18 protein-coding genes are annotated in these 21,159 nt (G+C 62.8%); 16 read left to right on the top strand and 2 right to left on the bottom strand.

Annotated features, from left to right (window positions below; translation table 11 throughout):
• The first annotated feature begins 62 nt into the window (after positions 1–62).
• Together motA and motB are read left to right on the top strand one after the other, a co-directional pair.
• Positions 63–914, top strand: coding sequence for a flagellar motor stator protein MotA (gene motA / locus J3P84_RS24895; protein WP_305497215.1), 852 nt, complete (start codon positions 63–65; stop codon positions 912–914).
• Between the two features lie 3 nt (positions 915–917).
• Entirely contained in the window at positions 918–1,964 is a 1,047-nt protein-coding gene (gene motB / locus J3P84_RS24890) for a flagellar motor protein MotB (protein ID WP_434602651.1), read from the top strand.
• Positions 1,965–2,112: 148 nt separating this feature from the next.
• Here the strand turns inward: motB and rsgA are convergent, their stop codons facing one another.
• Positions 2,113–3,144 (bottom strand): small ribosomal subunit biogenesis GTPase RsgA, encoded by a 1,032-nt coding sequence (gene rsgA / locus J3P84_RS24885; protein WP_217861119.1) that lies wholly within the window; start codon positions 3,142–3,144, stop codon positions 2,113–2,115.
• 109 nt (positions 3,145–3,253) lie between these two features.
• On the opposite strand from rsgA, the gene orn reads away from it, so the two are divergent.
• Positions 3,254–3,796, top strand: a complete 543-nt coding sequence (gene orn / locus J3P84_RS24880) for an oligoribonuclease (RefSeq protein ID WP_305497212.1) — start codon at positions 3,254–3,256, stop codon at positions 3,794–3,796.
• Between the two features lie 244 nt (positions 3,797–4,040).
• Positions 4,041–4,652: a trimeric intracellular cation channel family protein gene (locus J3P84_RS24875; protein WP_305497211.1), complete on the top strand. Its 612-nt coding sequence runs from the start codon at positions 4,041–4,043 to the stop codon at positions 4,650–4,652.
• On the opposite strand, the gene queG is transcribed toward J3P84_RS24875, so the two are convergent.
• The gene (gene queG, locus J3P84_RS24870) at positions 4,634–5,713 is read right to left on the bottom strand and encodes a tRNA epoxyqueuosine(34) reductase QueG (RefSeq protein WP_434626381.1); all 1,080 of its coding nucleotides are present in this window, start codon (positions 5,711–5,713) and stop codon (positions 4,634–4,636) included. The genes J3P84_RS24875 and queG overlap by 19 nt on opposite strands.
• 63 nt (positions 5,714–5,776) lie before the next feature.
• Between queG and J3P84_RS24865 the strand changes: the two genes are divergently transcribed.
• From J3P84_RS24865 to J3P84_RS24810, 12 genes are all read left to right on the top strand, one after another.
• Complete coding sequence (locus J3P84_RS24865) at positions 5,777–7,276, top strand: NAD(P)H-hydrate dehydratase (protein WP_434626380.1); 1,500 nt, start codon at positions 5,777–5,779, stop codon at positions 7,274–7,276.
• Positions 7,264–7,731 (top strand): tRNA (adenosine(37)-N6)-threonylcarbamoyltransferase complex ATPase subunit type 1 TsaE, encoded by a 468-nt coding sequence (tsaE, locus tag J3P84_RS24860; RefSeq protein ID WP_434626378.1) that lies wholly within the window; start codon positions 7,264–7,266, stop codon positions 7,729–7,731. Before J3P84_RS24865 ends, tsaE begins: the two co-directional genes overlap by 13 nt.
• 3 nt (positions 7,732–7,734) lie before the next feature.
• Positions 7,735–9,165: an N-acetylmuramoyl-L-alanine amidase gene (locus tag J3P84_RS24855; RefSeq protein WP_370871022.1), complete on the top strand. Its 1,431-nt coding sequence runs from the start codon at positions 7,735–7,737 to the stop codon at positions 9,163–9,165.
• On the top strand, positions 9,162–11,075 hold the full coding sequence (mutL, locus tag J3P84_RS24850; RefSeq protein ID WP_434626377.1) for a DNA mismatch repair endonuclease MutL: 1,914 nt from the start codon (positions 9,162–9,164) through the stop codon (positions 11,073–11,075). The genes J3P84_RS24855 and mutL overlap by 4 nt, the downstream gene beginning before the upstream one ends.
• Positions 11,075–12,046 carry a tRNA (adenosine(37)-N6)-dimethylallyltransferase MiaA gene (gene miaA / locus J3P84_RS24845; RefSeq protein WP_434626376.1) on the top strand — a complete coding sequence of 324 codons (972 nt, stop codon included), beginning with the start codon at positions 11,075–11,077 and terminating at the stop codon, positions 12,044–12,046. Before mutL ends, miaA begins: the two co-directional genes overlap by 1 nt.
• A 91-nt stretch (positions 12,047–12,137) precedes the next feature.
• Positions 12,138–12,398 carry an RNA chaperone Hfq gene (gene hfq, locus J3P84_RS24840; RefSeq protein ID WP_058546527.1) on the top strand — a complete coding sequence of 87 codons (261 nt, stop codon included), beginning with the start codon at positions 12,138–12,140 and terminating at the stop codon, positions 12,396–12,398.
• Between the two features lie 12 nt (positions 12,399–12,410).
• On the top strand, positions 12,411–13,712 hold the full coding sequence (hflX, locus tag J3P84_RS24835; RefSeq protein WP_434626375.1) for a ribosome rescue GTPase HflX: 1,302 nt from the start codon (positions 12,411–12,413) through the stop codon (positions 13,710–13,712).
• A gap of 85 nt (positions 13,713–13,797) precedes the next feature.
• A complete protein-coding gene (gene hflK, locus J3P84_RS24830; protein ID WP_434626374.1) occupies positions 13,798–14,973 on the top strand; it encodes an FtsH protease activity modulator HflK in 1,176 nt (391 codons plus the stop codon).
• On the top strand, positions 14,973–15,842 hold the full coding sequence (gene hflC, locus J3P84_RS24825; RefSeq protein ID WP_305497195.1) for a protease modulator HflC: 870 nt from the start codon (positions 14,973–14,975) through the stop codon (positions 15,840–15,842). Before hflK ends, hflC begins: the two co-directional genes overlap by 1 nt.
• A gap of 321 nt (positions 15,843–16,163) precedes the next feature.
• Positions 16,164–17,351 (top strand): ATP phosphoribosyltransferase regulatory subunit, encoded by a 1,188-nt coding sequence (locus J3P84_RS24820; RefSeq protein ID WP_434626373.1) that lies wholly within the window; start codon positions 16,164–16,166, stop codon positions 17,349–17,351.
• Positions 17,352–17,405: 54 nt separating this feature from the next.
• On the top strand, positions 17,406–18,698 hold the full coding sequence (locus J3P84_RS24815; RefSeq protein ID WP_003186407.1) for an adenylosuccinate synthase: 1,293 nt from the start codon (positions 17,406–17,408) through the stop codon (positions 18,696–18,698).
• A gap of 151 nt (positions 18,699–18,849) precedes the next feature.
• Positions 18,850–20,784 carry a methyl-accepting chemotaxis protein gene (locus J3P84_RS24810; protein WP_434626372.1) on the top strand — a complete coding sequence of 645 codons (1,935 nt, stop codon included), beginning with the start codon at positions 18,850–18,852 and terminating at the stop codon, positions 20,782–20,784.
• Positions 20,785–21,159 lie beyond the last annotated feature (375 nt).

Raw genomic sequence — 21,159 nt, 5'->3', positions numbered from 1 at the left:
GAAGAGATTTTTCAGCTTCCGAATATGACCTTGAACCCGACTTAAATAAGTACTTTCTATCTATGGCTAAAATTATCGGCATCATCGTCGTGTTCGCGAGCGTGCTCGGCGGATACGTGCTCTCCCATGGCAAGATTGCCGCGCTGGTCCAGCCTTTCGAGGTGTTGATCATCGGCGGTGCAGCCCTTGGTGCATTCCTGCAGGCCAACCCTGGCTATATGACTATGCATGTGCTCAAGAAATCCTTGAGCATGTTCGGCTCGCGTTTCAGCCACACCTTCTATCTCGAGGTGCTGGGGCTGGTCTACGAGATCCTCAACAAAAGCCGCCGCGAAGGCATGATGGCGATCGAGGGTGACATCGAAGACGCCGCCGCCAGCCCGATCTTCGCCAAGTACCCCTCGGTGCTGAAAGACGAGCGCATGACGGCGTTCATCTGTGACTACCTGCGCATCATGTCGTCCGGCAACATGGCCCCCCATGAGCTTGAAGGTTTGTTCGACATGGAGCTGTACAGCCTCAAGGAAGACCTTGAGCACCCGTCTCATGCAGTCAACGGCATCGCCGACGGCATGCCCGGCTTCGGTATCGTTGCGGCGGTATTGGGCATCGTGGTGACCATGGCATCCCTGGGTGAAGGCGATCAGGCGTCGATCGGCCTGCACGTGGGCGCGGCATTGGTGGGTACTTTCTTCGGTATTCTGGCGGCGTACGGTTTCTTCGGCCCGCTGGCCCATTCCCTGGCGCATGACGCCAAGGAAGAGCTCAACGTCTATGAGGCCATCAAGGCTTCCCTGGTGGCTTCGGCCTCGGGCATGCCGCCGTCCCTGGCGGTGGAGTTCGGTCGCAAGGTCCTGTACCCGGCGCACCGTCCAAGCTTCGCCGAGCTGGAACAAGCGGTTCGCGGTCGTTAAGCCATGGAAAATAACCAGCCCATTATAGTCAAGCGCGTCAAGCGCATTGCCGGCGGGCACCACGGGGGCGCCTGGAAAATTGCCTTCGCCGACTTCGCCACGGCGATGATGGCGTTCTTCCTGGTGCTGTGGCTGCTGTCCACCGCGACCCCGGAACAGAAAATCGCCATTGCCGGTTACTTCAAGGATCCGATCGGTTTTTCCGAGAGCGGCACACCGTACATCATCGACCTGGGCGGCTCGCCGGTCCTGGCGCCGGAAAATACCCTCAACCCCGAGGTCAAATCCCAGCCTCAGCCTGACAAGGCGACGGTCGACGCCAATGAGGCCGAAGGCATGGCCGAGCAGGTCGAGCGCGAGCGCCTGGAATTGCTGCTGCAGGAATTGCAGAACAAGGTTGAAGAGAACCCGGAACTGCAGAAATTCAAGGACCAGATCCTTTTCGAGATCACACCGAACGGCCTGCGCATCCAGATCATGGACGCCGATAACCGTCCGATGTTCGACTCTGGCAGTGCGCGCCTGAAGCCGTATTTCGAAGACATCCTGCTGGCCATGGCCGATACCATCAAAGCGGTGCCGAACAAGATCAGCATCAGTGGCCACACCGATGCCAAGCCTTACGTCGGCAAAGGCGACTTCGGTAACTGGGAACTGTCGGCCAACCGGGCCAACGCGGCACGGCGTGCCCTGGTGGCGGGCAGCTATCCGGATGAGCAGGTGGCGCGGGTCGTCGGTTATGCGTCTTCGGCACTGTTCGATCGCAAGGATCCGTTCAACCCGGTCAACCGCCGCATCGACATCGTGGTGTTGACCAAGAAAGCCCAGAAAGCCATCGAAGGTTCGCAAACCGACGATCCGGCGCCAGACCCGGCCCCGGGCGAGGGCGCGCCGGGCGAAGTGCCTGCATCGCCCGCCACGCCTGGCGCGGCCGCCGATCCGAACGCGCTGCCGGCGGACCAGCAACCAGTGCCGGCCCATGAGTTGCGCGAGCGCCTGAACCTGTTCGACGACGCCGCGCCGAAACCGGCGGAGCCGCCAGCGCAGTGATCTGACTGGCGATCGCAAACCTGTGGCGAGGGGATTTATCTGTGGCGAGGGGATTTATCCCCGCTGGGCTGCGTAGCAGCCCTGTTGTTCATCTACATGGAAAGGGGGGCGCTTCGCACCCCAGCGGGGATAAATCCCCTCGCCACAATCAGTAACTGCTTTCCGGCAAGCTCGCGATGATCGAGCGGTAGCTGTTCATCCGTTGTTGATGCACGCGGCCTTCTTCCAGCGCCTTGAGCAAGGCGCAGCCGGGTTCGCGGTCGTGCTTGCAGTCGCGGAAGCGGCAGGTGCCGATCAGGTCGTTGAACTCGATGAACCCGGCTTCGACATCCGCCCGGCTGACGTGGCCCAGGCCAAACTCGCGGATGCCCGGCGAGTCGATCAGCTCACCGCCGCCGGGAAAGTGGAACAGCCGCGCGGTGGTGGTGGTGTGGGTGCCCTGGCCGGACAGCTCGGACAACGGCCCGACGCGGGTCTCGACTTCCGGCAGCAGGCTGTTGACCAATGAAGACTTGCCGACGCCGGACTGGCCGACGAACACGCTGATGCGCCCGTCGAGTTGCTGCTGCAATTGCTCCATGCCGTTGCCGTGGTGGGCCGAGACTTCCAGCACCGGGTAACCCAGATCCCGATAGACCGACAGCAGGGCGTTCAGCGCCGGGGCGTTGTGTTCGTCGATCAGGTCGAACTTGTTGAGCAACAGCAACGGGCGGATGCCGGCGTGTTCGGCCGCCACCAGGTAACGGTCGATCAGGTTGGCGTGGGGCTCAGGCAGCGGGGCGAAGACAATCACGATCATGTCGACGTTGGCCGCCACCGGCTTGAGCTGGCCCCGGCTGTCCGGGCGGCACAGCTCGGTGTGGCGCGGCAGTTGCGCGACGATCACGCCGATGCCCTGGTTGCCGGCCCGCCAGACCACCTGGTCGCCGGTCACCAGCGCCGGCAGGTTGGCCCGCAAATGGCAACGGAATACCTGGCCGGCCAACTCGCCTTCCTGGGCCTCGACCTCGACCTGGACGCCGAAATGCGCGATCACCAGTCCGGTCTGCTCAGGGCCCAGGTCTCCGCCCTCCAGGGCCTCGACGGCACTGGATTCACGTTTGGCTGCGCGGGCGGCGCGCTCGCCCTGGATCTTTTCGATGCGCCAGTTCTGACGACGATTGAGTTGGCGTTTGGCCATGGGTGTTCCGTATGAAGAAATGCAGCGAATAGGGTAAAACGGCGGCGAGTTTAGCACGCCCGACCGGTTGCCTAGGCTAAACTGCGCAGCTAAGCCGAGGAGCTCCCCCATGCAAAACCCGCAGAACCTGATCTGGATCGACCTGGAAATGACCGGTCTGAACCCTGACACCGACGTCATCATCGAAATGGCCACCATCGTCACCGACAGCGATCTCAACACCCTGGCCGAGGGTCCGGTGATTGCGATCCACCACAGTGATGAGGTGCTGGCCGGCATGGACGAGTGGAACACCCGCCAGCACGGCGGCTCGGGACTGACCCAACGGGTGCGCGAGAGCAGGATCAGCATGGCCGAGGCCGAAGCCCAGACCATCGCCTTCCTGGAACAATGGGTGCCAAGGGGCAAGTCGCCGATCTGTGGCAACAGCATCTGCCAGGACCGTCGCTTCCTTTATACCCACATGAAATCCCTGGAAAGCTATTTCCATTACCGCAACCTGGATGTCTCCACACTCAAGGAGCTGGCCGCTCGCTGGGCGCCAGAAGTGCGTGACAGTTTCCAGAAGGGCAGCACCCACCTGGCCCTGGACGACATCCGCGAATCCATCGCCGAGTTGCAGCATTATCGCAAGCACTTCATCAAGTTCTGATCGAAAGCGCTCTTGTGGCAAGGGCCCGCTCTTGTGGCGAGGGAGCTTGCTCCCGCTGGCCTGCGAAGCAGGCCCCAACCATTTTCAGGTAAACCGAGTTGTCCGGTTTGCGACTGCTGCGCAGCCGAGCGGGAGCAAGCTCCCTCGCCACAGGGGATCCTCTCAGCCAGGGTCGGCGCCGCGCCCCCTTTTGGTGCCTGCCCAAACTGGCTAGACTGCGCGCCTTCCCGCAAGGACTGCCACCATGCTGCTGATGCTGTATCTGATCGCCATTACCGCCGAAGCCATGACCGGCGCCTTGTCTGCCGGGCGGCGTGGCATGGACTGGTTCGGCGTGGTGCTGATCGCCTGTATCACGGCGCTGGGTGGCGGCTCGGTGCGCGACGTGCTGCTGGGGCATTACCCGCTGACCTGGGTCAAGCATCCGGAATACCTGGTGCTGACGACCGCGGCGGCCATGTTGACGGTATTCCTCGCGCGCTGGATGCGTCACCTGCGCTCGCTGTTCCTGGTGCTCGATGCCGTCGGGCTGGTGGCGTTTACCTTGATCGGCTGCATGACCGCGCTGGAAATGGGCCATGGCATGTTGGTGGCCTCGGTCAGTGGGGTGATTACCGGGGTTTTTGGCGGCATTCTCCGGGATATCTTCTGTAACGACATCCCGTTGATTTTCCGTCGCGAACTCTATGCCAGCGTCTCGTTCGCCGCTGCGTGGTGCTACCTGCTGTGTGTCTACCTGCAATTGCCCAGCGAGCAGGCGATTCTGATCACCCTGTTTGGTGGTTTCCTGCTGCGGCTCCTGGCGATCCGGTTTCACTGGGAAATGCCCAAGTTCGTCTATAACGACGAAGTCTGACGCTCGGCATGTTGGCGCAGCGCCCATTGCACATGTTCCTGCACCAGGGCTGACGGATAATCCTGTCGAGCCTTCAACGCCTCCAGCACGGGAATTGTCGTCGGCGCATTGCCAAGCCCCACCGCCAGGTTACGCAGCCAGCGCTCATAACCGGCGCGGCGTAATGGCGAACCTTCGGTGCTGCTGAGAAACCTGTCCTCATCCCACATGAACAGCTCGGCCAGTTCGGCATTGTCCAGGTTGTGGCGTGGCTTGAAGTCGCCTTCCGCAGAGGGCCGGGCGAAGCGATTCCACGGGCAGACGATCTGGCAGTCATCGCAACCGAACACCCGATTGCCGATCAGCGGCCGCAGCTCCTCGGGGATAGCGTTTTTCAGTTCGATCGTGAGGTAGGAGATGCAACGCCGGGCATCCAATACGTAGGGACCAACGAAGGCGTTGGTCGGACAGATGTCCAGGCAGGCGGTGCATTTTCCGCAATGCTCGGTGCCGTGGGGCGGGTCCACCGGCAGCGGCAGGTCGACGAACAGCTCGCTGAGGAAGAAATAGCTCCCGGCCTTGCGGTTCAACACCAGCGTATTTTTGCCGATCCAGCCCAGCCCTGCCTGTTCGGCTATGGCTTTTTCCAGCACCGGTGCGCTGTCGACGAACGCGCGATAGCCGAAGGGGCCGATGGCTGCCTGGATTTTTTCTGCTAATTGCTGCACGCGTTTACGGATCAATTTGTGGTAATCGCGGCCCAACGCATAACGCGAGACGTAGGCTTTTTCCGGTTCGCCAAGCAATTGCGCCATTCGGGTGTCGCCCGGCAGGTAGTCCATGCGCAGGGACACCACCCGCAATGTGCCGGGCACCAGTTCTTCCGGGTGCGAGCGTTTGCTGCCGTGGGCGCCCATGTAATCCATTTCGCCGTGGTAGCCGGCTTCGAGCCAGCGTTGCAAGTGCTGCTCATGCTCGCCAAGGTCCAGGCCGCTGATGCCGACTTGCTGGAAGCCCAGCTCGCGGCCCCAGTCCTTGATGGATTGGGCGAGGGCGGGGAGGTCTGTGGGAATGGCAGGCATGAGGCGAGAGAAACCGGAGCTGAGATGCGTATAATTCTGCCAGACATCGGAGCCCGAAGACGCATGCCGCAGACTAAAGATGAATTTCCCGACGCGCTGTACAGTGCCGCGCAAGTCCGGGCCCTCGACGCACAACTGATCGTGGCGGGCACCAGCGGCTTCGAATTGATGCAGCGCGCCGCCCGCGCCACCTGGCGAGCGATCGTTCGGCGCTGGCCTGAAGCCGGCGAGTTGACCGTATTCGCCGGCCATGGCAACAACGCCGGCGATGGCTACCTGGTGGCGACTCTGGCCCGGCGTGCCGGCTGGGCGGTCCGGGTACTGGCGGTAGGCGAGCCCCGGCGGTTGCTGGGTGATGCCGCCAATGCCCATGCCGAAGCCGTGGCGGTTGGTGTGCCGGTGGAACCTTGGGCGGATGATTGCGAATTGCGCGGTGTCCTGCTCGACGCGTTGCTCGGCACCGGGGCGAGCGGTGACGTTCGCGAACCGTATGTTCGGGCAATCGACACCATCAATGTCAGCGGGTTACCGGTCGCTGCGGTGGATATCCCTTCCGGGTTGTGTGCCGACACCGGTCGGGTGCTGGGTACCGCAGTGACGGCGGACCTGACCGTGACCTTCATTGGCCTGAAGCTCGGTCTGTTCACCGGCGATGCGGCGGATCGGGTGGGAGAGTTGGTATTCAACGACCTGCACGCGGACCCGGACTTCGTTGACGCGGCGCCGGCCAGCGCTCGATTGCTCTTGCCGCATAACCTGCCGCGTCTGCCGCCCCGTGCGCCTTCAGCCCACAAGGGCAAGTTTGGTCATGTGCTGTTGATTGGCGGCGACCGCGGTTTTGGCGGCGCCATCCAGATGAGCGCCGAAAGCGCCTTGCGCAGCGGTGCGGGGATGGTTTCGATGGCGACCCGCAGCGAGCACGTGGCCGCCGCGCTGGTGCGTTTGCCCGAGGTGATGGTGCAAGGCACCCATTCGGCTAACCAGTTGATGGGGTTGCTCAAGCAGGCCAGCGTGCTGGTGGTGGGGCCGGGCCTTGGCCAGGCCGCTTGGGGGCGCAGCCTGTTGTCGGCGGCGGCCAATGCGTCGCTGCCGCAGGTGTGGGATGCCGATGCGCTGAATTTGTTGAGCCATGGCATGGTCAGTCTGCCGGAGCAGTGCCTCATCACCCCGCATCCGGGCGAGGCCGCGCGACTGCTGGGGATTTCCACCGTGCAGGTGCAGGCCGATCGTCCAGCGGCGGCCCACGCATTGAGCAAAAAATACCGAGCCAGCGTGATTCTCAAAGGCGCCGGTAGCCTGATCGCCAGCCCGGACGGGCGCCTGGCGGTTTGCGGTCAGGGTCATCCGGCGATGGCCACCGCTGGCCTGGGGGATGTCCTCGCTGGCGTGGCCGGCGCTTTGCTGGCCCAGGGAATGGAAGGATTCGAAGCCGCGTGCCTGGCCGTCTGGCTGCATGCCAATGCCGGGGTGCAGGTCGGTCGCTCGGGCCGCGGATTGGCCGCGACCGATCTGATTCCGGCCATTCGTCAGTTGTTGGAGGAGCACTCACCGTGTCTGAAGTAACCCTGTACGTGGCGGACGAACAAGCCATGACACAATTTGGCGCCCGCATCGCGCAGACCACCGCAGGCCATGGTCTGATTTTTCTCGAAGGCGACCTTGGCGCGGGGAAAACCACCCTGTCCCGTGGCATCATTCGCGGCCTCGGGCATGTCGGCTCGGTCAAGAGCCCCACGTTCACGTTGGTCGAGCCCTACGAGATCGGTGATACCCGCGCCTTCCATTTCGACCTGTATCGACTGGTCGATCCTGAGGAGCTGGAGTTTCTCGGGATCCGTGATTATTTCGAAGATGACGCCTTGTGCCTGATCGAATGGCCTCAGAAGGGTGCAGGCTTTTTGCCAAAGCCCGACCTGACCATTACCATTGGCGCGCAGAACGGCGGGCGTTCGCTGAAACTGACGCCGCAAGGCTCGCGTGGCGAGTCGTGGTGTGCCGCTCTGGCACTGGAAAACTAATTGATGATGGGGTTTGGTATGCGCTTTCGCGCGGTGGTTGCTGTCGTAGGACTGTTGCTTACGGCACTGGCCGTCGATGCTGTGGCTGAGACAAAGGTCAACAGTGTTCGCCTCTGGCGGGCGCCGGACAACACCCGGCTGGTGTTCGACCTGACAGGCCCGGTGCAGCACAGCGTGTTCACCCTCGCGGCCCCGGATCGCCTGGTGATCGACATCAACGGTGCATCCCTGGGCGCGCCGCTGAACGTGCCCACGGCCAACACGCCGATTACCGCGATGCGTTCGGCCCAGCGCACGCCCACCGACCTGCGAGTGGTCATCGACCTGAAACAGGCCGTGACCCCGAAGAGTTTCACCCTCGCACCCAATGCCCAGTACGGTAACCGGTTGGTGGTGGATCTGTTCGATAACCCGGCCGACGCCGCGCCTGCGCCACCGCCCCCGACCAAGGTCGCGACGGTGCCTGCCGTGCCGGTCACACCCACCGAGCCTGCGCTCAAGCTGCCACCGGCGCCAGCCGGCAAACGCGACATCATCGTGGTCATCGATGCCGGCCACGGTGGCGAAGACCCGGGCGCCTCGGGCTCGCGCGGTCAGCGTGAGAAAGACGTGGTGCTGGCCATCGCCCGGGAGTTGCAGCGCCAGGTCAACGGCATGAAAGGCTTTCGCGCCGAGCTGACCCGCACCGGCGACTACTTCATTCCGTTGCGTGGCCGCACCGAGATCGCCCGCAAGAAAGGTGCGGACCTGTTCGTCTCGATCCACGCCGACGCCGCGCCTTCGAAGGCTGCGTTCGGCGCCTCGGTATTTGCCCTGTCCGATCGTGGCGCCACTTCCGAGACGGCGCGCTGGCTGGCCGACAGTGAAAACCGTTCCGACCTGATCGGCGGTGCCGGCAATGTCAGCCTCGACGACAAGGACCGGATGCTTGCCGGCGTGTTGCTGGATCTGTCGATGACCGCCTCGTTGACGTCAAGCCTCAACGTTGGGCAGAAGGTCCTGAGCAACATCGGCCGCGTTACCCCGCTGCACAAGCAACGCGTCGAACAGGCCGGATTCATGGTGCTCAAGTCGCCGGACATCCCGTCGATCCTCGTGGAAACCGGGTTTATCTCCAACGCCAACGAAGCCTCGAAACTGTCCTCCGCGAGCCACCAGCAGGCCCTGGCCCGTTCCATCAGCAGCGGTGTGCGGCAGTTCTTCCAGCAGAACCCGCCGCCGGGTACCTACATCGCCTGGCTGCGCGATTCGGGCAAGATTGCCCAGGGACCGCGGGATCATCGCGTCAGTCCTGGCGAAACCCTGGCGATGATCGCGGTGCGCTACCAGGTGTCGCCCGCTACCTTGCGCAGCGCCAATAACCTGCAAAGTGACGAGCTGAAGATCGGACAGACCCTGACCATTCCCGGCAACGAAGTGGCGGTCAAGCAATGACGGATGAAGTGATTGGCGGCAACGCTCGCATCGAACTGCTCAGCCCGCGGTTGGCGAACCAGATCGCCGCCGGTGAGGTGGTCGAGCGCCCGGCGTCGGTGATCAAGGAACTGCTGGAAAACAGCCTCGACTCCGGTGCCAAGCGCATCGACGTCGATGTCGAGCAAGGTGGCGTCAAGCTGCTGCGGGTGCGCGATGACGGTCGCGGCATTCCCGCCGACGACCTGCCGCTGGCGCTGGCTCGCCACGCCACCAGCAAGATTCGCGACCTGGTAGACCTTGAGCGGGTCATGAGCCTGGGGTTTCGTGGCGAGGCGCTGGCGTCCATCAGCTCGGTGTCGCGCCTGACGCTGACGTCCCGCACCCGCGATGCCGACCAGGCCTGGCAGGTCGAGACCGAAGGCCGCGACATGGCTTCTCGCGTCCAGCCCGCCGCCCATCCGGTGGGCACCTCGGTGGAAGTGCGCGACCTGTTCTTCAATACCCCGGCCCGGCGCAAGTTCCTCAAGGCCGAGAAAACCGAGTTCGATCATTTGCAGGAAGTCATCAAGCGCCTGGCCCTGGCGCGTTTTGACGTGGCTTTCCATTTGCGCCACAACGGCAAGACCATCCTCAGCCTGCACGAGGCCCACGATGATGCGGCCCGCGCCCGGCGCGTGGGCGCGGTGTGCGGTGCGGGTTTCCTCGAGCAGGCATTGCCCATTGAGGTGGAGCGCAATGGCCTGCACCTGTGGGGCTGGGTCGGCTTGCCGACGTTCTCTCGCAGCCAGGCGGACTTGCAGTATTTCTATGTGAATGGCCGCGCGGTGCGCGACAAGCTCGTGGCCCACGCGGTGCGCCAGGCTTATCGCGATGTGCTGTTCAACGGTCGGCATCCGACCTTCGTGCTGTTTTTCGAGGTCGACCCTTCGGTGGTGGACGTCAACGTGCACCCGACCAAGCACGAAGTGCGGTTCCGTGACGGGCGCATGGTCCATGACTTCCTTTACGGCACTTTGCATCGCGCCCTGGGCGACGTGCGTCCTGAAGATCAATTGGCGGCCCCGGCGGCGGTGGCCGGCATGGTCCGGCCAAGCGGACTGGAAGCTGGCGAATTCGGTCCCCAAGGCGAAATGCGCCTTGCGGCCAACGCGCTGCTTGAGCAGCCTCAGCCCCAGCCGGTCTATAACACGGCCGGCAACGGTGCCGGCAGCGGCTATCAATACCAATACACGCCGCGTCCTCAGTCGAATGTGCCGGCGGCGGAGGCCCAGGCTGCCTATCGCGAATTTTTCAAGCCGTTGCAGGAGGCCGGTGCGGCGGCATTGCCCGATGGCCAGGGCGATATCCCGCCGCTAGGCTATGCCCTGGCGCAGCTCAAAGGCATCTACATTCTTTCCGAAAACGCCCAGGGCCTGGTCTTGGTGGACATGCATGCCGCCCATGAGCGGATCATGTACGAGCGGCTGAAGATCGCCATGGCCAGCGAAGGCTTGAGCGGGCAACCGCTGCTGGTGCCCGAGTCCCTGGCTGTCAGTCAGCGCGAAGCCGATTGCGCCGATGAGCATGTGAGCTGGTTCCAGCGCCTGGGCTTCGAGTTGCAGCGCCTGGGCCCGGAGACCCTGGCGATCCGGCAGATCCCGGCCTTGCTGAAACAGGCCGAGGCCAATCGCCTGGTCAGCGACGTGCTGGCGGACCTGATGGAGTACGGCACCAGTGACCGGATCCAGGCGCATCTGAACGAACTGCTCGGCACCATGGCCTGCCACGGCGCAATCCGCGCCAACCGGCGCCTGGCCCTGCCGGAAATGAACGGTCTGCTGCGGGACATGGAAAACACCGAGCGCAGCGGTCAATGCAACCATGGCCGGCCGACCTGGACCCAATTGGGCCTGGACGACCTGGACAAACTGTTCCTGCGCGGTCGCTGATGAGCCAGCTCCCTCCAGCGATCTTCCTGATGGGGCCGACGGCCGCCGGCAAGACCGACCTGGCCATCGAACTGACCAAGGTGCTGCCCTGCGAGTTGATCAGCGTCGACTCGGCCCTGGTCTATCGGGGCATGGACATCGGCACCGCCAAGCCATCGAAGGAACTGCTGGCTGAATATCCGCACCGCCTGATCGATATACTCGACCCGGCCGACGCTTACTCGGCAGCCGATTTCCGGCGTGATGCGCTCCAGGCCATGGCCGAGATCACCGCGCGGGGCAAGATTCCGCTGCTGGTGGGCGGCACCATGCTCTATTACAAGGCCTTGGTCGACGGGCTGGCGGACATGCCGGCGGCCGATCCCGAGGTGCGCGCGCAGATCGAAGAAGAGGCTGCGCGCCTTGGCTGGCAAGCGCTTCACGAGCAATTGGCGCTGATCGATCCCGAGTCGGCGGCGCGTATTCACCCCAACGACCCGCAGCGGCTCAGCCGAGCGCTGGAGGTTTATCGGGTCAGCGGCCAGAGCATGACGGCCCTGCGCCAGCGACAATCTGCGCAAAGTACTGAAGCAGCCGCTTCGGGACTGCAACAATTGCCCTATACTGTCGCGAATCTGGCCATCGCTCCGGCGAACCGGCAAGTGTTGCATCAGCGTATTGAACAAAGATTCACATTGATGTTGGAACAGGGGTTCATAGACGAGGTCGTAGCCCTGCGTGAGCGAAGTGACCTGCATGCCGGGTTGCCGTCTATACGTGCGGTAGGTTATCGACAAGTCTGGGATTACCTGGACGGCAAGCTGACGTCAGCCGAGATGCGCGAGCGTGGGATTATCGCCACGCGCCAATTGGCGAAGCGCCAGTTCACCTGGTTGCGCAGCTGGACTGACTTGCATTGGCTCGACAGCCTTGATTGCGACAATCTGCCACGCGCCTTGAAATACCTTGGGACCATCTCCATATTGAGCTGAGTCCTTGCAATTGCCGTCTATCCTTGGGGGTGTGACGGCCCAAGCCATCTGATTCCGATTTTTATAATTGATCCTTAAAGGAGTGCGGCACATGTCAAAAGGGCATTCGCTACAAGACCCTTACTTGAACACTTTACGTAAAGAAAAAGTTGGGGTGTCCATCTATCTGGTCAACGGGATCAAACTGCAAGGCACGATCGAGTCTTTCGACCAGTTCGTCATCCTGCTGAAAAACACCGTCAGCCAGATGGTCTACAAACACGCTATCTCGACGGTAGTGCCGGTTCGTCCAATTCGTCTGCCTAGCGCAACCGAATCCGAAGGCGCTGACGCTGAGCCGGGTAACGCTTGATAGGAGCCTCCTTTGTTCTTTGAGCGCCACGGTGGTGGTGAACGGACTATTCTCGTTCACTTGGAAGGACAGGACCCTGAGGCGCGCGAAGATCCGCAGGAGTTTCAGGAATTGGCAATTTCGGCCGGCGCCGAGACCGTCGCGTTTGTCAACGTGCCGCGTCATCGGCCAACCGCCAAGTTCCTGATCGGCAGTGGCAAGGTCGAGGAGTTGCGCGACCTGGTCAAGGCCGAGCACATCGATCTGGTGATTTTCAATCACATCCTTACGCCCAGTCAGGAACGTAACCTCGAACGTGTCTTCGAGTGTCGCGTGATCGACCGCACCGGGCTGATTCTCGATATCTTTGCCCAACGCGCGCGTACCCATGAAGGCAAGCTCCAGGTCGAACTGGCCCAGCTTGAGCACATGAGCACACGACTGGTTCGCGGCTGGACTCACCTTGAGCGCCAGAAAGGCGGTATCGGCCTGCGTGGCCCGGGTGAAACCCAGCTGGAAACCGACCGGCGCCTGCTGCGGGTTCGCCTGCGCCAGATCAAGGGGCGGCTGGAGAAGGTCCGCAGCCAGCGCGAGCAGTCGCGACGCGGCCGCAAGCGGGCGGACATCCCGACGGTTTCACTGGTGGGGTATACCAACGCCGGCAAATCGACGCTGTTCAATCACGTTACCCAGTCCGACGTCTACGCGGCCGACCAGTTGTTCGCCACGCTCGACCCGACCCTGCGCCGGCTCGACCTGGACGACCTCGGGCCGATCGTACTGGCCGACACCGTGGGCTTCATCCGGCACCTGCCGCATAAACTGGTCGAGGCTTTCCGGGCTACGCTCGAAGAGTCGAGCAACTCCGACCTGCTGCTGCATGTGATCGATGCTGCCGAGCCGGACCGGATGCTGCAGATCGAGCAGGTCATGGTGGTGCTGGGCGAGATCGGGGCGCAGGACTTGCCGATCCTCGAGGTATACAACAAACTCGATTTGCTCGAGGGCGTGGAACCGCAGATCCAGCGCGATGCCGACGGCAAGCCGCAGCGGGTCTGGCTGTCGGCGCGTGATGGCAGCGGCCTGGACCTGCTCAAGCAGGCCGTGGCGGAGCTGCTGGGCGACGACCTGTTTGTCGGCACCCTGAAGCTGCCACAGCGTTTTGCCCGGCTGCGTGCCCAGTTTTTCGAGCTGGGGGCGGTGCAGAAAGAAGAACACGACGAAGACGGTGTCTGCCTGCTGGCCGTTCGCCTGCCTCGGTCGGAACTGAACCGGCTGGTCAGTCGTGAAGGGCTGCAACCGATGGAATTCATCGAGCAACACACTTTGCAATAAAAGCCTGAGAAAGCTGTGTCAGGCATTCTGTAGCATTGGCCGGCGCGCCGTGGGTGCGTCTTTGCTTTATCAGATGGAGAGCGCTATGGCTTGGAATGAGCCGGGTGGCAACTCGAACAACCAGGATCCCTGGGGCGGCAAGCGTCGTAACAACGGCGACCGCAAGGGACCACCGGATCTCGACGAGGCCTTCCGCAAGCTGCAGGAAAGCCTGAACGGTTTGTTCGGTGGTGGTAAGAAACGCGGTGACGATGGCGGCGGCCGTCCGGGCAGAGGCGGTGGTTTCGGCCTGCTCGGCATCGGTCTTGTCGTGCTTGCGGCTGTCTGGCTGTACAGCGCGGTGTATGTCGTGGACGAGCAGGAGCAAGCCGTGGTGCTGCGCTTCGGCAAGTACTACGAAACCGTCGGCCCGGGCCTGAACATCTATTTCCCGCCGATCGACCAGAAGTACATGGAGAACGTCACGCGTGAGCGTGCCTACACCAAGCAGGGCCAGATGCTCACCGAGGACGAGAACATCGTCGAAGTGCCGCTGACCGTGCAATACAAGATCACCAACCTGCAGGACTTCGTGCTGAACGTCGACCAGCCGGAAATCAGCCTGCAACACGCGACTGAGAGTGCCTTGCGCCATGTGGTGGGCTCCACCGCCATGGACCAGGTGCTGACCGAAGGTCGCGAGCTGATGGCCAGCGAAATCAAGGAGCGTCTGCAACGCTTCCTCGACACCTATCGCACCGGTATCACTGTCACCCAGGTCAACGTGCAGAGCGCAGCGGCACCGCGTGAAGTCCAGGAAGCCTTCGACGACGTGATCCGTGCCCGTGAAGACGAGCAGCGTTCGCGCAACCAGGCCGAAACCTACGCCAACGGCGTCGTGCCGGAAGCCCGTGGCCAGGCCCAGCGCATCATCGAGGATGCCAACGGTTATCGCGACGAAGTGGTTTCCCGCGCCAAGGGTGAGGCTGATCGCTTCACCAAGCTGGTGGCCGAGTATCGCAAGGCTCCTGAAGTGACCCGCCAGCGTCTGTACCTGGACACCATGCAGGAAGTCTTCAGTAATACCAGCAAGGTCCTCGTGACCGGCAACAAGAACGGCCAGAGCAATCTGCTGTACCTGCCGCTGGACAAGATGGTCGAGAGCGGTCGCAACACCGGCACGCCGTCAACCGGCGCGGCGGCAGCCGCCAGCAATGAAGCCAATGCCCGCGCGGCGGCGGACCTGCAGCAACAGCAAGCACGTACCAGGGAGAGTCGCTGATGAGCAATAAATCGCTGATCGCCCTTATTGTCGGTGTCGTCGTGGCGATCGCTGCCTGGAACTGCTTCTACATCGTGGCTCAGACCGAGCGTGCGGTGTTGCTGCAGTTCGGTCGCGTGGTCCAGGCTGATGTCCAGCCGGGGCTGCATGTGAAAGTGCCGTACGTCAACAAGGTGCGCAAGTTCGACGCCCGCCTGATGACGCTGGACGCGCCGACGCAGCGCTTCCTGACGCTGGAAAAGAAAGCCGTGATGGTCGATGCCTATGCCAAGTGGCGCGTGAAGGATGCCGAGCGCTTCTACACCGCGACGTCCGGCCTCAAGCAGATCGCTGACGAACGTCTGTCCCGTCGCCTGGAATCGGGTCTGCGTGACCAGTTCGGTAAGCGTACCCTGCATGAAGTGGTCTCCGGTGAGCGCGATGCGCTCATGTCCGACATCACCCGTTCGCTGAACACGATGGCGGAAAAAGAGCTGGGTATCGAAGTGGTCGATGTCCGCGTCAAGGCCATCGACCTGCCGAAGGAAGTGAACCGCAGCGTGTTCGAGCGCATGAGCACCGAGCGTGAGCGTGAAGCCCGCGAGCACCGTGCCAAGGGTAACGAGCTGGCTGAAGGCATCCGTGCCGACGCCGATCGCCAACGCCGTGTGCTGCTGGCCGAAGCCTATCGCGAGTCGGAAGAAGTCCGTGGTGATGGCGATGCCCAGGCCGCAGCGATCTACGCCAAGGCCTACGGCCAGGATCAGGAGTTCTACGCGTTCTATCGTAGCCTGCGCGCCTACCGTGAAAGCTTCGCGAACAAGTCCGACGTTCTGGTCCTGGACCCAAGCAGCGACTTTTTCCACTACCTGGAAAAGGCCAAGCCTTGATGCGACGTTGACCTGAAGCACTCCGCCCGGCGGCTAAAACGTCGGGCGGGGTGATCCTTTGGGAAAACGTGTGTATGATGCGGCAGCCGGGAAATTCCCGGCTTTTTTGCGTCTGCACGTTCGATTGTGGTGTTGGTTGCAGGCGTCGGGTGAAATGACCCGACAGGTTTTTCGAGGAAAGTGCTTGGCGAGGCCGATTCAAGGCCATTCGTCACGTCGCCCTTGCGCGTGGTTTGCGGTTTTTCGCATGGCGCGGGCATTTTCTGCTTCACTCAAGGCCAGCCCGAAAGTTGGCCGCCCGGATCATAGGGGAATGGCGTAATGGCAACGGTAGACCGCTGGCTGCTGCCAGATGGCATCGAAGAAGTACTGCCACCGGAGGCCGCGCGTATCGAAGTAGCGCGTCGGCAGGTGTTGGATCTGTTCCAGAGCTGGGGTTACGAGTTTGTCGTGACCCCGCATATCGAGTACCTGGAATCCCTGCTGACCGGCGCGGGCCAGGACCTGGATCTGCGCACCTTCAAGGTCATCGATCCGCAGTCGGGTCGGCAGATGGGTTTTCGGGCCGACATCACGCCACAAGTGGCGCGCATCGATGCTCACACCCTGCGTCGTGAAGGTCCGAGCCGCCTGTGCTACGCCGGCAGTGTCCTGCATGCCTTGCCGCGTGCCTTGTCGTCTTCGCGCAGCCCGATCCAGCTGGGCGCCGAGCTGTACGGCGACGCGAGCCCGAGCAGCGACGTGGAAGTCATCAGCCTGATGCTGGCCATGCTGCAACTGGCTGACGTGCCGGATGTCCACATGGACCTGGGCCATGTCGGCATCTACCGCGGCCTGGCGCGTGCGGCCGGCCTGTCCGGCGAAGTGGAACAGCAGTTGTTCGATGCGTTGCAGCGCAAGGCCATCGACGAAGTCATCAGCCTGACCGAAGGCCTGCCGACACAATTGTCCGGCATGCTGCGGGCATTGGTGGATCTGTGTGGCGGCCGTGAGGTGCTGGGCGCCGCTCGCGAGCGTCTGGCCGGTGCGCCGGCCCCTGTGCTGGCGGCCCTTGATGACTTGTTGGCGATTGCCGAGCGTCTGTCGGTGCGTTTCCCGGAGCTGCCGTTGTATTTCGACCTGGGTGAACTGCGCGGTTATCACTACCACACCGGCGTGGTGTTCGCGGTGTTCGTACCGGGCGTTGGCCAGTCCATCGCCCAAGGCGGTCGCTACGACGACATCGGTGCCGATTTCGGTCGTGCCCGTCCGGCGACCGGCTTCTCTACCGATTTGAAAACCCTGGTGACCCTGGGGCGTGCTGAGATCGAGTTACCGTCTGGCGGTATCTGGATGCCTGACAGTACGGATGCGGCACTCTGGCAGATGGTCTGCCAGTTGCGCGGTGAGGGTCAGCGTGTCGTCCAGGCATTGCCTGGGCAACCTTTGGCCGCCGCCCGTGAAGCGGACTGCGACCGGCAATTGATTCAGCAGAACGGGCTTTGGCAAGTATTGCCGCTGGCTTCTTGAGTTTTCCTGCCGGCCATCGCCGGCACCAAGTTTGCGCGAATGAGGACAAGTGTTATGGGTAAGAATGTCGTAGTCCTGGGCACCCAGTGGGGTGATGAGGGCAAAGGCAAGATCGTTGATCTGCTGACCGAACATGCTGCCGCCGTAGTGCGCTACCAGGGTGGCCACAACGCAGGTCACACCTTGGTGATCGACGGTGAGAAAACCGTTCTGCACCTGATTCCCTCGGGCGTGCTGCGCGAAGGTGTGCAGTGCCTGATCGGCAACGGCGTGGTGGTTGCCCCCGACGCCCTGCTGCGGGAAATCATCAAGCTGGAAGAGAAGGGTGTACCGGTGCGCGAGCGCCTGCGCATCAGCCCGTCCTGCCCGCTGATCCTGTCCTATCACGTTGCGCTGGACCAGGCCCGTGAAAAGGCCCGTGGCGAGCTGAAGATCGGCACCACCGGTCGCGGCATCGGCCCGGCCTATGAAGACAAGGTCGCCCGTCGCGGCCTGCGCATCGGCGACCTGTTCCACCGCGAACGTTTCGCCGCCAAGCTGGGCGAGTTGCTGGACTACCACAACTTTGTCCTGGTCAATTACTACAAAGAGCCGGCCATCGACTTCCAGAAGACCCTGGACGAGTGCATGGAATACGCCGAGCTGCTCAAGCCAATGATGCTCGACGTTACCGCCGAGCTGCACGAGCTGCGCCGTGCCGGCAAGGACATCATGTTCGAAGGCGCCCAGGGTTCGCTGCTGGATATCGACCACGGCACCTACCCGTACGTCACCAGCTCCAACACCACCGCTGGCGGCATCGCCACCGGTTCGGGTTTTGGCCCGATGTACCTGGACTACATCCTCGGCATCACCAAGGCCTACACCACCCGCGTCGGTTCGGGCCCGTTCCCGACCGAGCTGTTCGACGACGTCGGTGCCTTCCTGGCCAAGCGCGGCCACGAGTTCGGTGCCACCACCGGCCGTGCCCGTCGTTGCGGCTGGTTCGATGCCGTCATCCTGCGTCGCGCCATCGACGTCAACAGCATCTCGGGCCTGTGCCTGACCAAGCTGGACGTGCTGGACGGCCTGGAGACCATCAACATCTGCGTGGGCTACAAGAACCAGGACGGCGCCGTCATCGACGCACCGACCGATGCAGACAGCTACATTGGCCTGGAGCCGGTGTACGAGCAGATGCCAGGCTGGACCGAATCGACCGTGGGCGCCAAGACCCTGGAAGAGCTGCCCGTGGCGGCCCGCAACTACATCAAGCGCGTCGAAGAGCTGGTCGGTGCGCCGATCGACATTATTTCGACGGGGCCGGACCGCAACGAAACCATCGTTCTGCGTCACCCTTTTGCCTGATAAGTCGTTGATGTAACACACAAAGGACCCTCGTTTGGGTCCTTTGTCGTCTCTGTCTGTCAGACGGCACGACCTTTGCTACGCACCCTTGATAATAAGTACTTCTTGTGAAGTGCCATCAATTTACTGGCGTTAGTAGAGGGATTCCCCTGTGTCGGCCGTTCTCTCACTGTTACAAAGCCGTTTGCTGCGGCCTGTTTTCGTTACGCTCGGTATCGCCCTTTTGGTGCAGGTACTGGTCGCCGTTGCGCTGACCCGAAGCACGGTCACTGCGCTGGAGGCCGACCTGAACGCGCGCCTTGGGGCTGACAGCCAGAAACTCTCCGGTGAGCTGGAGCAGGCCGGGCGTGAAGTCACCTCCAGCCTCGATAGCCTTTCCGCCAGCACCCGCCAACGGTTGAACGCCGGTTTGTCCTCGCGGCTGAAGGAGGAACAGGCCCATCTGCGTGCGACTCTGGAAAAAGACCTGAGGGATTCCGCCAATGATATGGCGCAGCTTTTGGCCTCGGTCGCGCCTCGCGCCATGTGGGACAGCGACGTGCCGACCCTTTCCGAATTCGCCCGCCGCGCCCAGCGCAATCCCAACGTGTTGTTCGTCATCTATGACGACGCTGCCGGCGAACACCTGACTCGTTATCTGAACCGTGAAAACCCGATCAACAAGGCCCTGCTGGAAAAAGGCAAGGGCGAGCGAGCACTGGACAAGGTGCTGGACGCGGCGAAGAACGACCCGTCGGTCTATTACCTCGAAGCGTCGATCAACCCCAACGGTGTGGAAATTGGCAAAGTGCTGATGGGCGTTTCTACCGCCTCGGTGGAAACCGATCTGAAAGCTCTGGACCAGCGCTTCTCCGCATTGATCGCCAGCAGTGACCAATTGGTCGGTGACAGCCTCAAGGGCGCAGCCGCGGACAGCGCCACCGCCATGCGTGGCCGCCTGGGCTCGGCGCAGGCAACCGCCACGCAAATGCAGACCAATACCGCCGCCACCGTGCAGGAGGCTGCGGGAACGTTGCGCTGGCGCATCGGCCTGGGCCTGGCGCTGGTCGGGTTCGGCGTGCTGGCATTGCTGGCCGTGGTGCTGGGGCGGCGAGTGGTCAATCGCTTGAAGCTGTTGATTGCAGCGATGAACGACCTGGCGGCGGGCGAGGGCGATCTGACCAAGCGTGTACAGATCAGCAGCAAGGATGAAATTGGCGACATGGCTTCGGCGGTCAATCGTTTTGTCGACAAATTGCAACCTATCGTGCGTGAAGCGGGTGACGTGGCCCAGCGCACCGGCCAGGAAATCGGTGCAATGACCCTGCGCAACTCCGGCGCCGACGCGGCGGCCGGCATGCAGCGCGACGAAGTGGCCGAGAGCCTGCGGGCCCTGTCGCAGATGGCTGATGAGGCGCAGTCGGAAAGCCAGGCGATGCAGGCGGCCTTGCAGCAGGTAGTGGAGATCCGCCAGGCCACCGATGAAACGACCCGCACCGCGGCCAAGGTCGGCGGCTTGATCGAAGCGCTGGCCGGACAGGTCGACACCGGGGCGAAGGTCATCGAGCGGCTGGCGCAGCAGAGCGAGCAGATCGAAGTGGTCCTGACGGTTATCCATGGCATCGCCGAGCAAACCAACCTGCTGGCGTTGAACGCGGCCATCGAAGCGGCGCGGGCAGGCGAAACCGGGCGCGGATTTGCAGTGGTGGCGGACGAGGTGCGGGCACTGGCGAGCAAGACCCAGAGTTCGACCGGCGACATCCAGGCGCATATCGTCGCCTTGCAACAAGGTGCGCGCGAAGCGGTGGCTGCGATTGGCCAGGCTGGACGACAAGCGAACGAGGGTCTGGCGGTGCTGCGAGACAGCGCGCGGCTGCAGCAATCAGTGCAGGCTTCGGTCGAGCAGGTCCACGCGGCCATCGGCCTGGCGACCCAGGCAGCGGCGCATCAGGCCCAGGGCGCCCAAGCGGTGCGCGGACGGGTGGAAACCATCCACGCCCAGGCCGAAAAAGCCGCCCAGGCGGTGGTCGAGACCACTGCCAGCGGCAAGGTGTTGGACAGTCTGGCGGCGCAGTTGAAGGCGAGCCTGGGGCAGTTCAGGGCCTGATCAGGTGGAGGCGATGACGGACTGACAGTTTGACCGGGTACATATCCGTTGCTGTAGTAACGGCTGCTTAGGGTTCCGCCCTGACGGCGGCTCACTTTTATGAAGCGCAAAAGTAAGCAAAACGCTTTTGCCCCACCACTCGGTGCCTCGCTTGGGCTCGGCATGCCCTCACTCCGGCATTGCTCCGTGGGCCCGCCGCGAAGGGCCGTCCCTGGCCCAGCGCGGCTATCCCGGCATCCATGCCGGGATGCCCACTGCGCAATGCCTGCGTTCGGCCAGCGTGGTTAACGGGGCGCCGAGATCAACATCCACGGCGAGGCGGCCTGACAGCCGACCTGGCTCTTCGGTTGTATTCCAATCCCATTGTGGGAGCGA

The sequence above is a fragment of the Pseudomonas sp. Z1-29 genome, assembly GCF_051131995.1.
Classification (GTDB): Bacteria; Pseudomonadota; Gammaproteobacteria; order Pseudomonadales; family Pseudomonadaceae; genus Aquipseudomonas.
The sequence above is the reverse complement of the archived record's forward strand: the minus strand, read 5'-3'. Positions and strand labels throughout refer to the sequence as shown.

Coding starts and splice junctions, on each gene's coding strand:
- motA (WP_305497215.1), top strand. CDS start 63: ATGGCTAAAATTATCGGCATCATCGTCGTGTTCGCGAGCGTGCTCGGC.
- motB (WP_434602651.1), top strand. CDS start 918: ATGGAAAATAACCAGCCCATTATAGTCAAGCGCGTCAAGCGCATTGCC.
- rsgA (WP_217861119.1), bottom strand. CDS start 3,144: ATGGCCAAACGCCAACTCAATCGTCGTCAGAACTGGCGCATCGAAAAG.
- orn (WP_305497212.1), top strand. CDS start 3,254: ATGCAAAACCCGCAGAACCTGATCTGGATCGACCTGGAAATGACCGGT.
- J3P84_RS24875 (WP_305497211.1), top strand. CDS start 4,041: ATGCTGCTGATGCTGTATCTGATCGCCATTACCGCCGAAGCCATGACC.
- queG (WP_434626381.1), bottom strand. CDS start 5,713: ATGCCTGCCATTCCCACAGACCTCCCCGCCCTCGCCCAATCCATCAAG.
- J3P84_RS24865 (WP_434626380.1), top strand. CDS start 5,777: ATGCCGCAGACTAAAGATGAATTTCCCGACGCGCTGTACAGTGCCGCG.
- J3P84_RS24855 (WP_370871022.1), top strand. CDS start 7,735: ATGATGGGGTTTGGTATGCGCTTTCGCGCGGTGGTTGCTGTCGTAGGA.
- mutL (WP_434626377.1), top strand. CDS start 9,162: ATGACGGATGAAGTGATTGGCGGCAACGCTCGCATCGAACTGCTCAGC.
- miaA (WP_434626376.1), top strand. CDS start 11,075: ATGAGCCAGCTCCCTCCAGCGATCTTCCTGATGGGGCCGACGGCCGCC.
- hfq (WP_058546527.1), top strand. CDS start 12,138: ATGTCAAAAGGGCATTCGCTACAAGACCCTTACTTGAACACTTTACGT.
- hflK (WP_434626374.1), top strand. CDS start 13,798: ATGGCTTGGAATGAGCCGGGTGGCAACTCGAACAACCAGGATCCCTGG.
- hflC (WP_305497195.1), top strand. CDS start 14,973: ATGAGCAATAAATCGCTGATCGCCCTTATTGTCGGTGTCGTCGTGGCG.
- J3P84_RS24820 (WP_434626373.1), top strand. CDS start 16,164: ATGGCAACGGTAGACCGCTGGCTGCTGCCAGATGGCATCGAAGAAGTA.
- J3P84_RS24815 (WP_003186407.1), top strand. CDS start 17,406: ATGGGTAAGAATGTCGTAGTCCTGGGCACCCAGTGGGGTGATGAGGGC.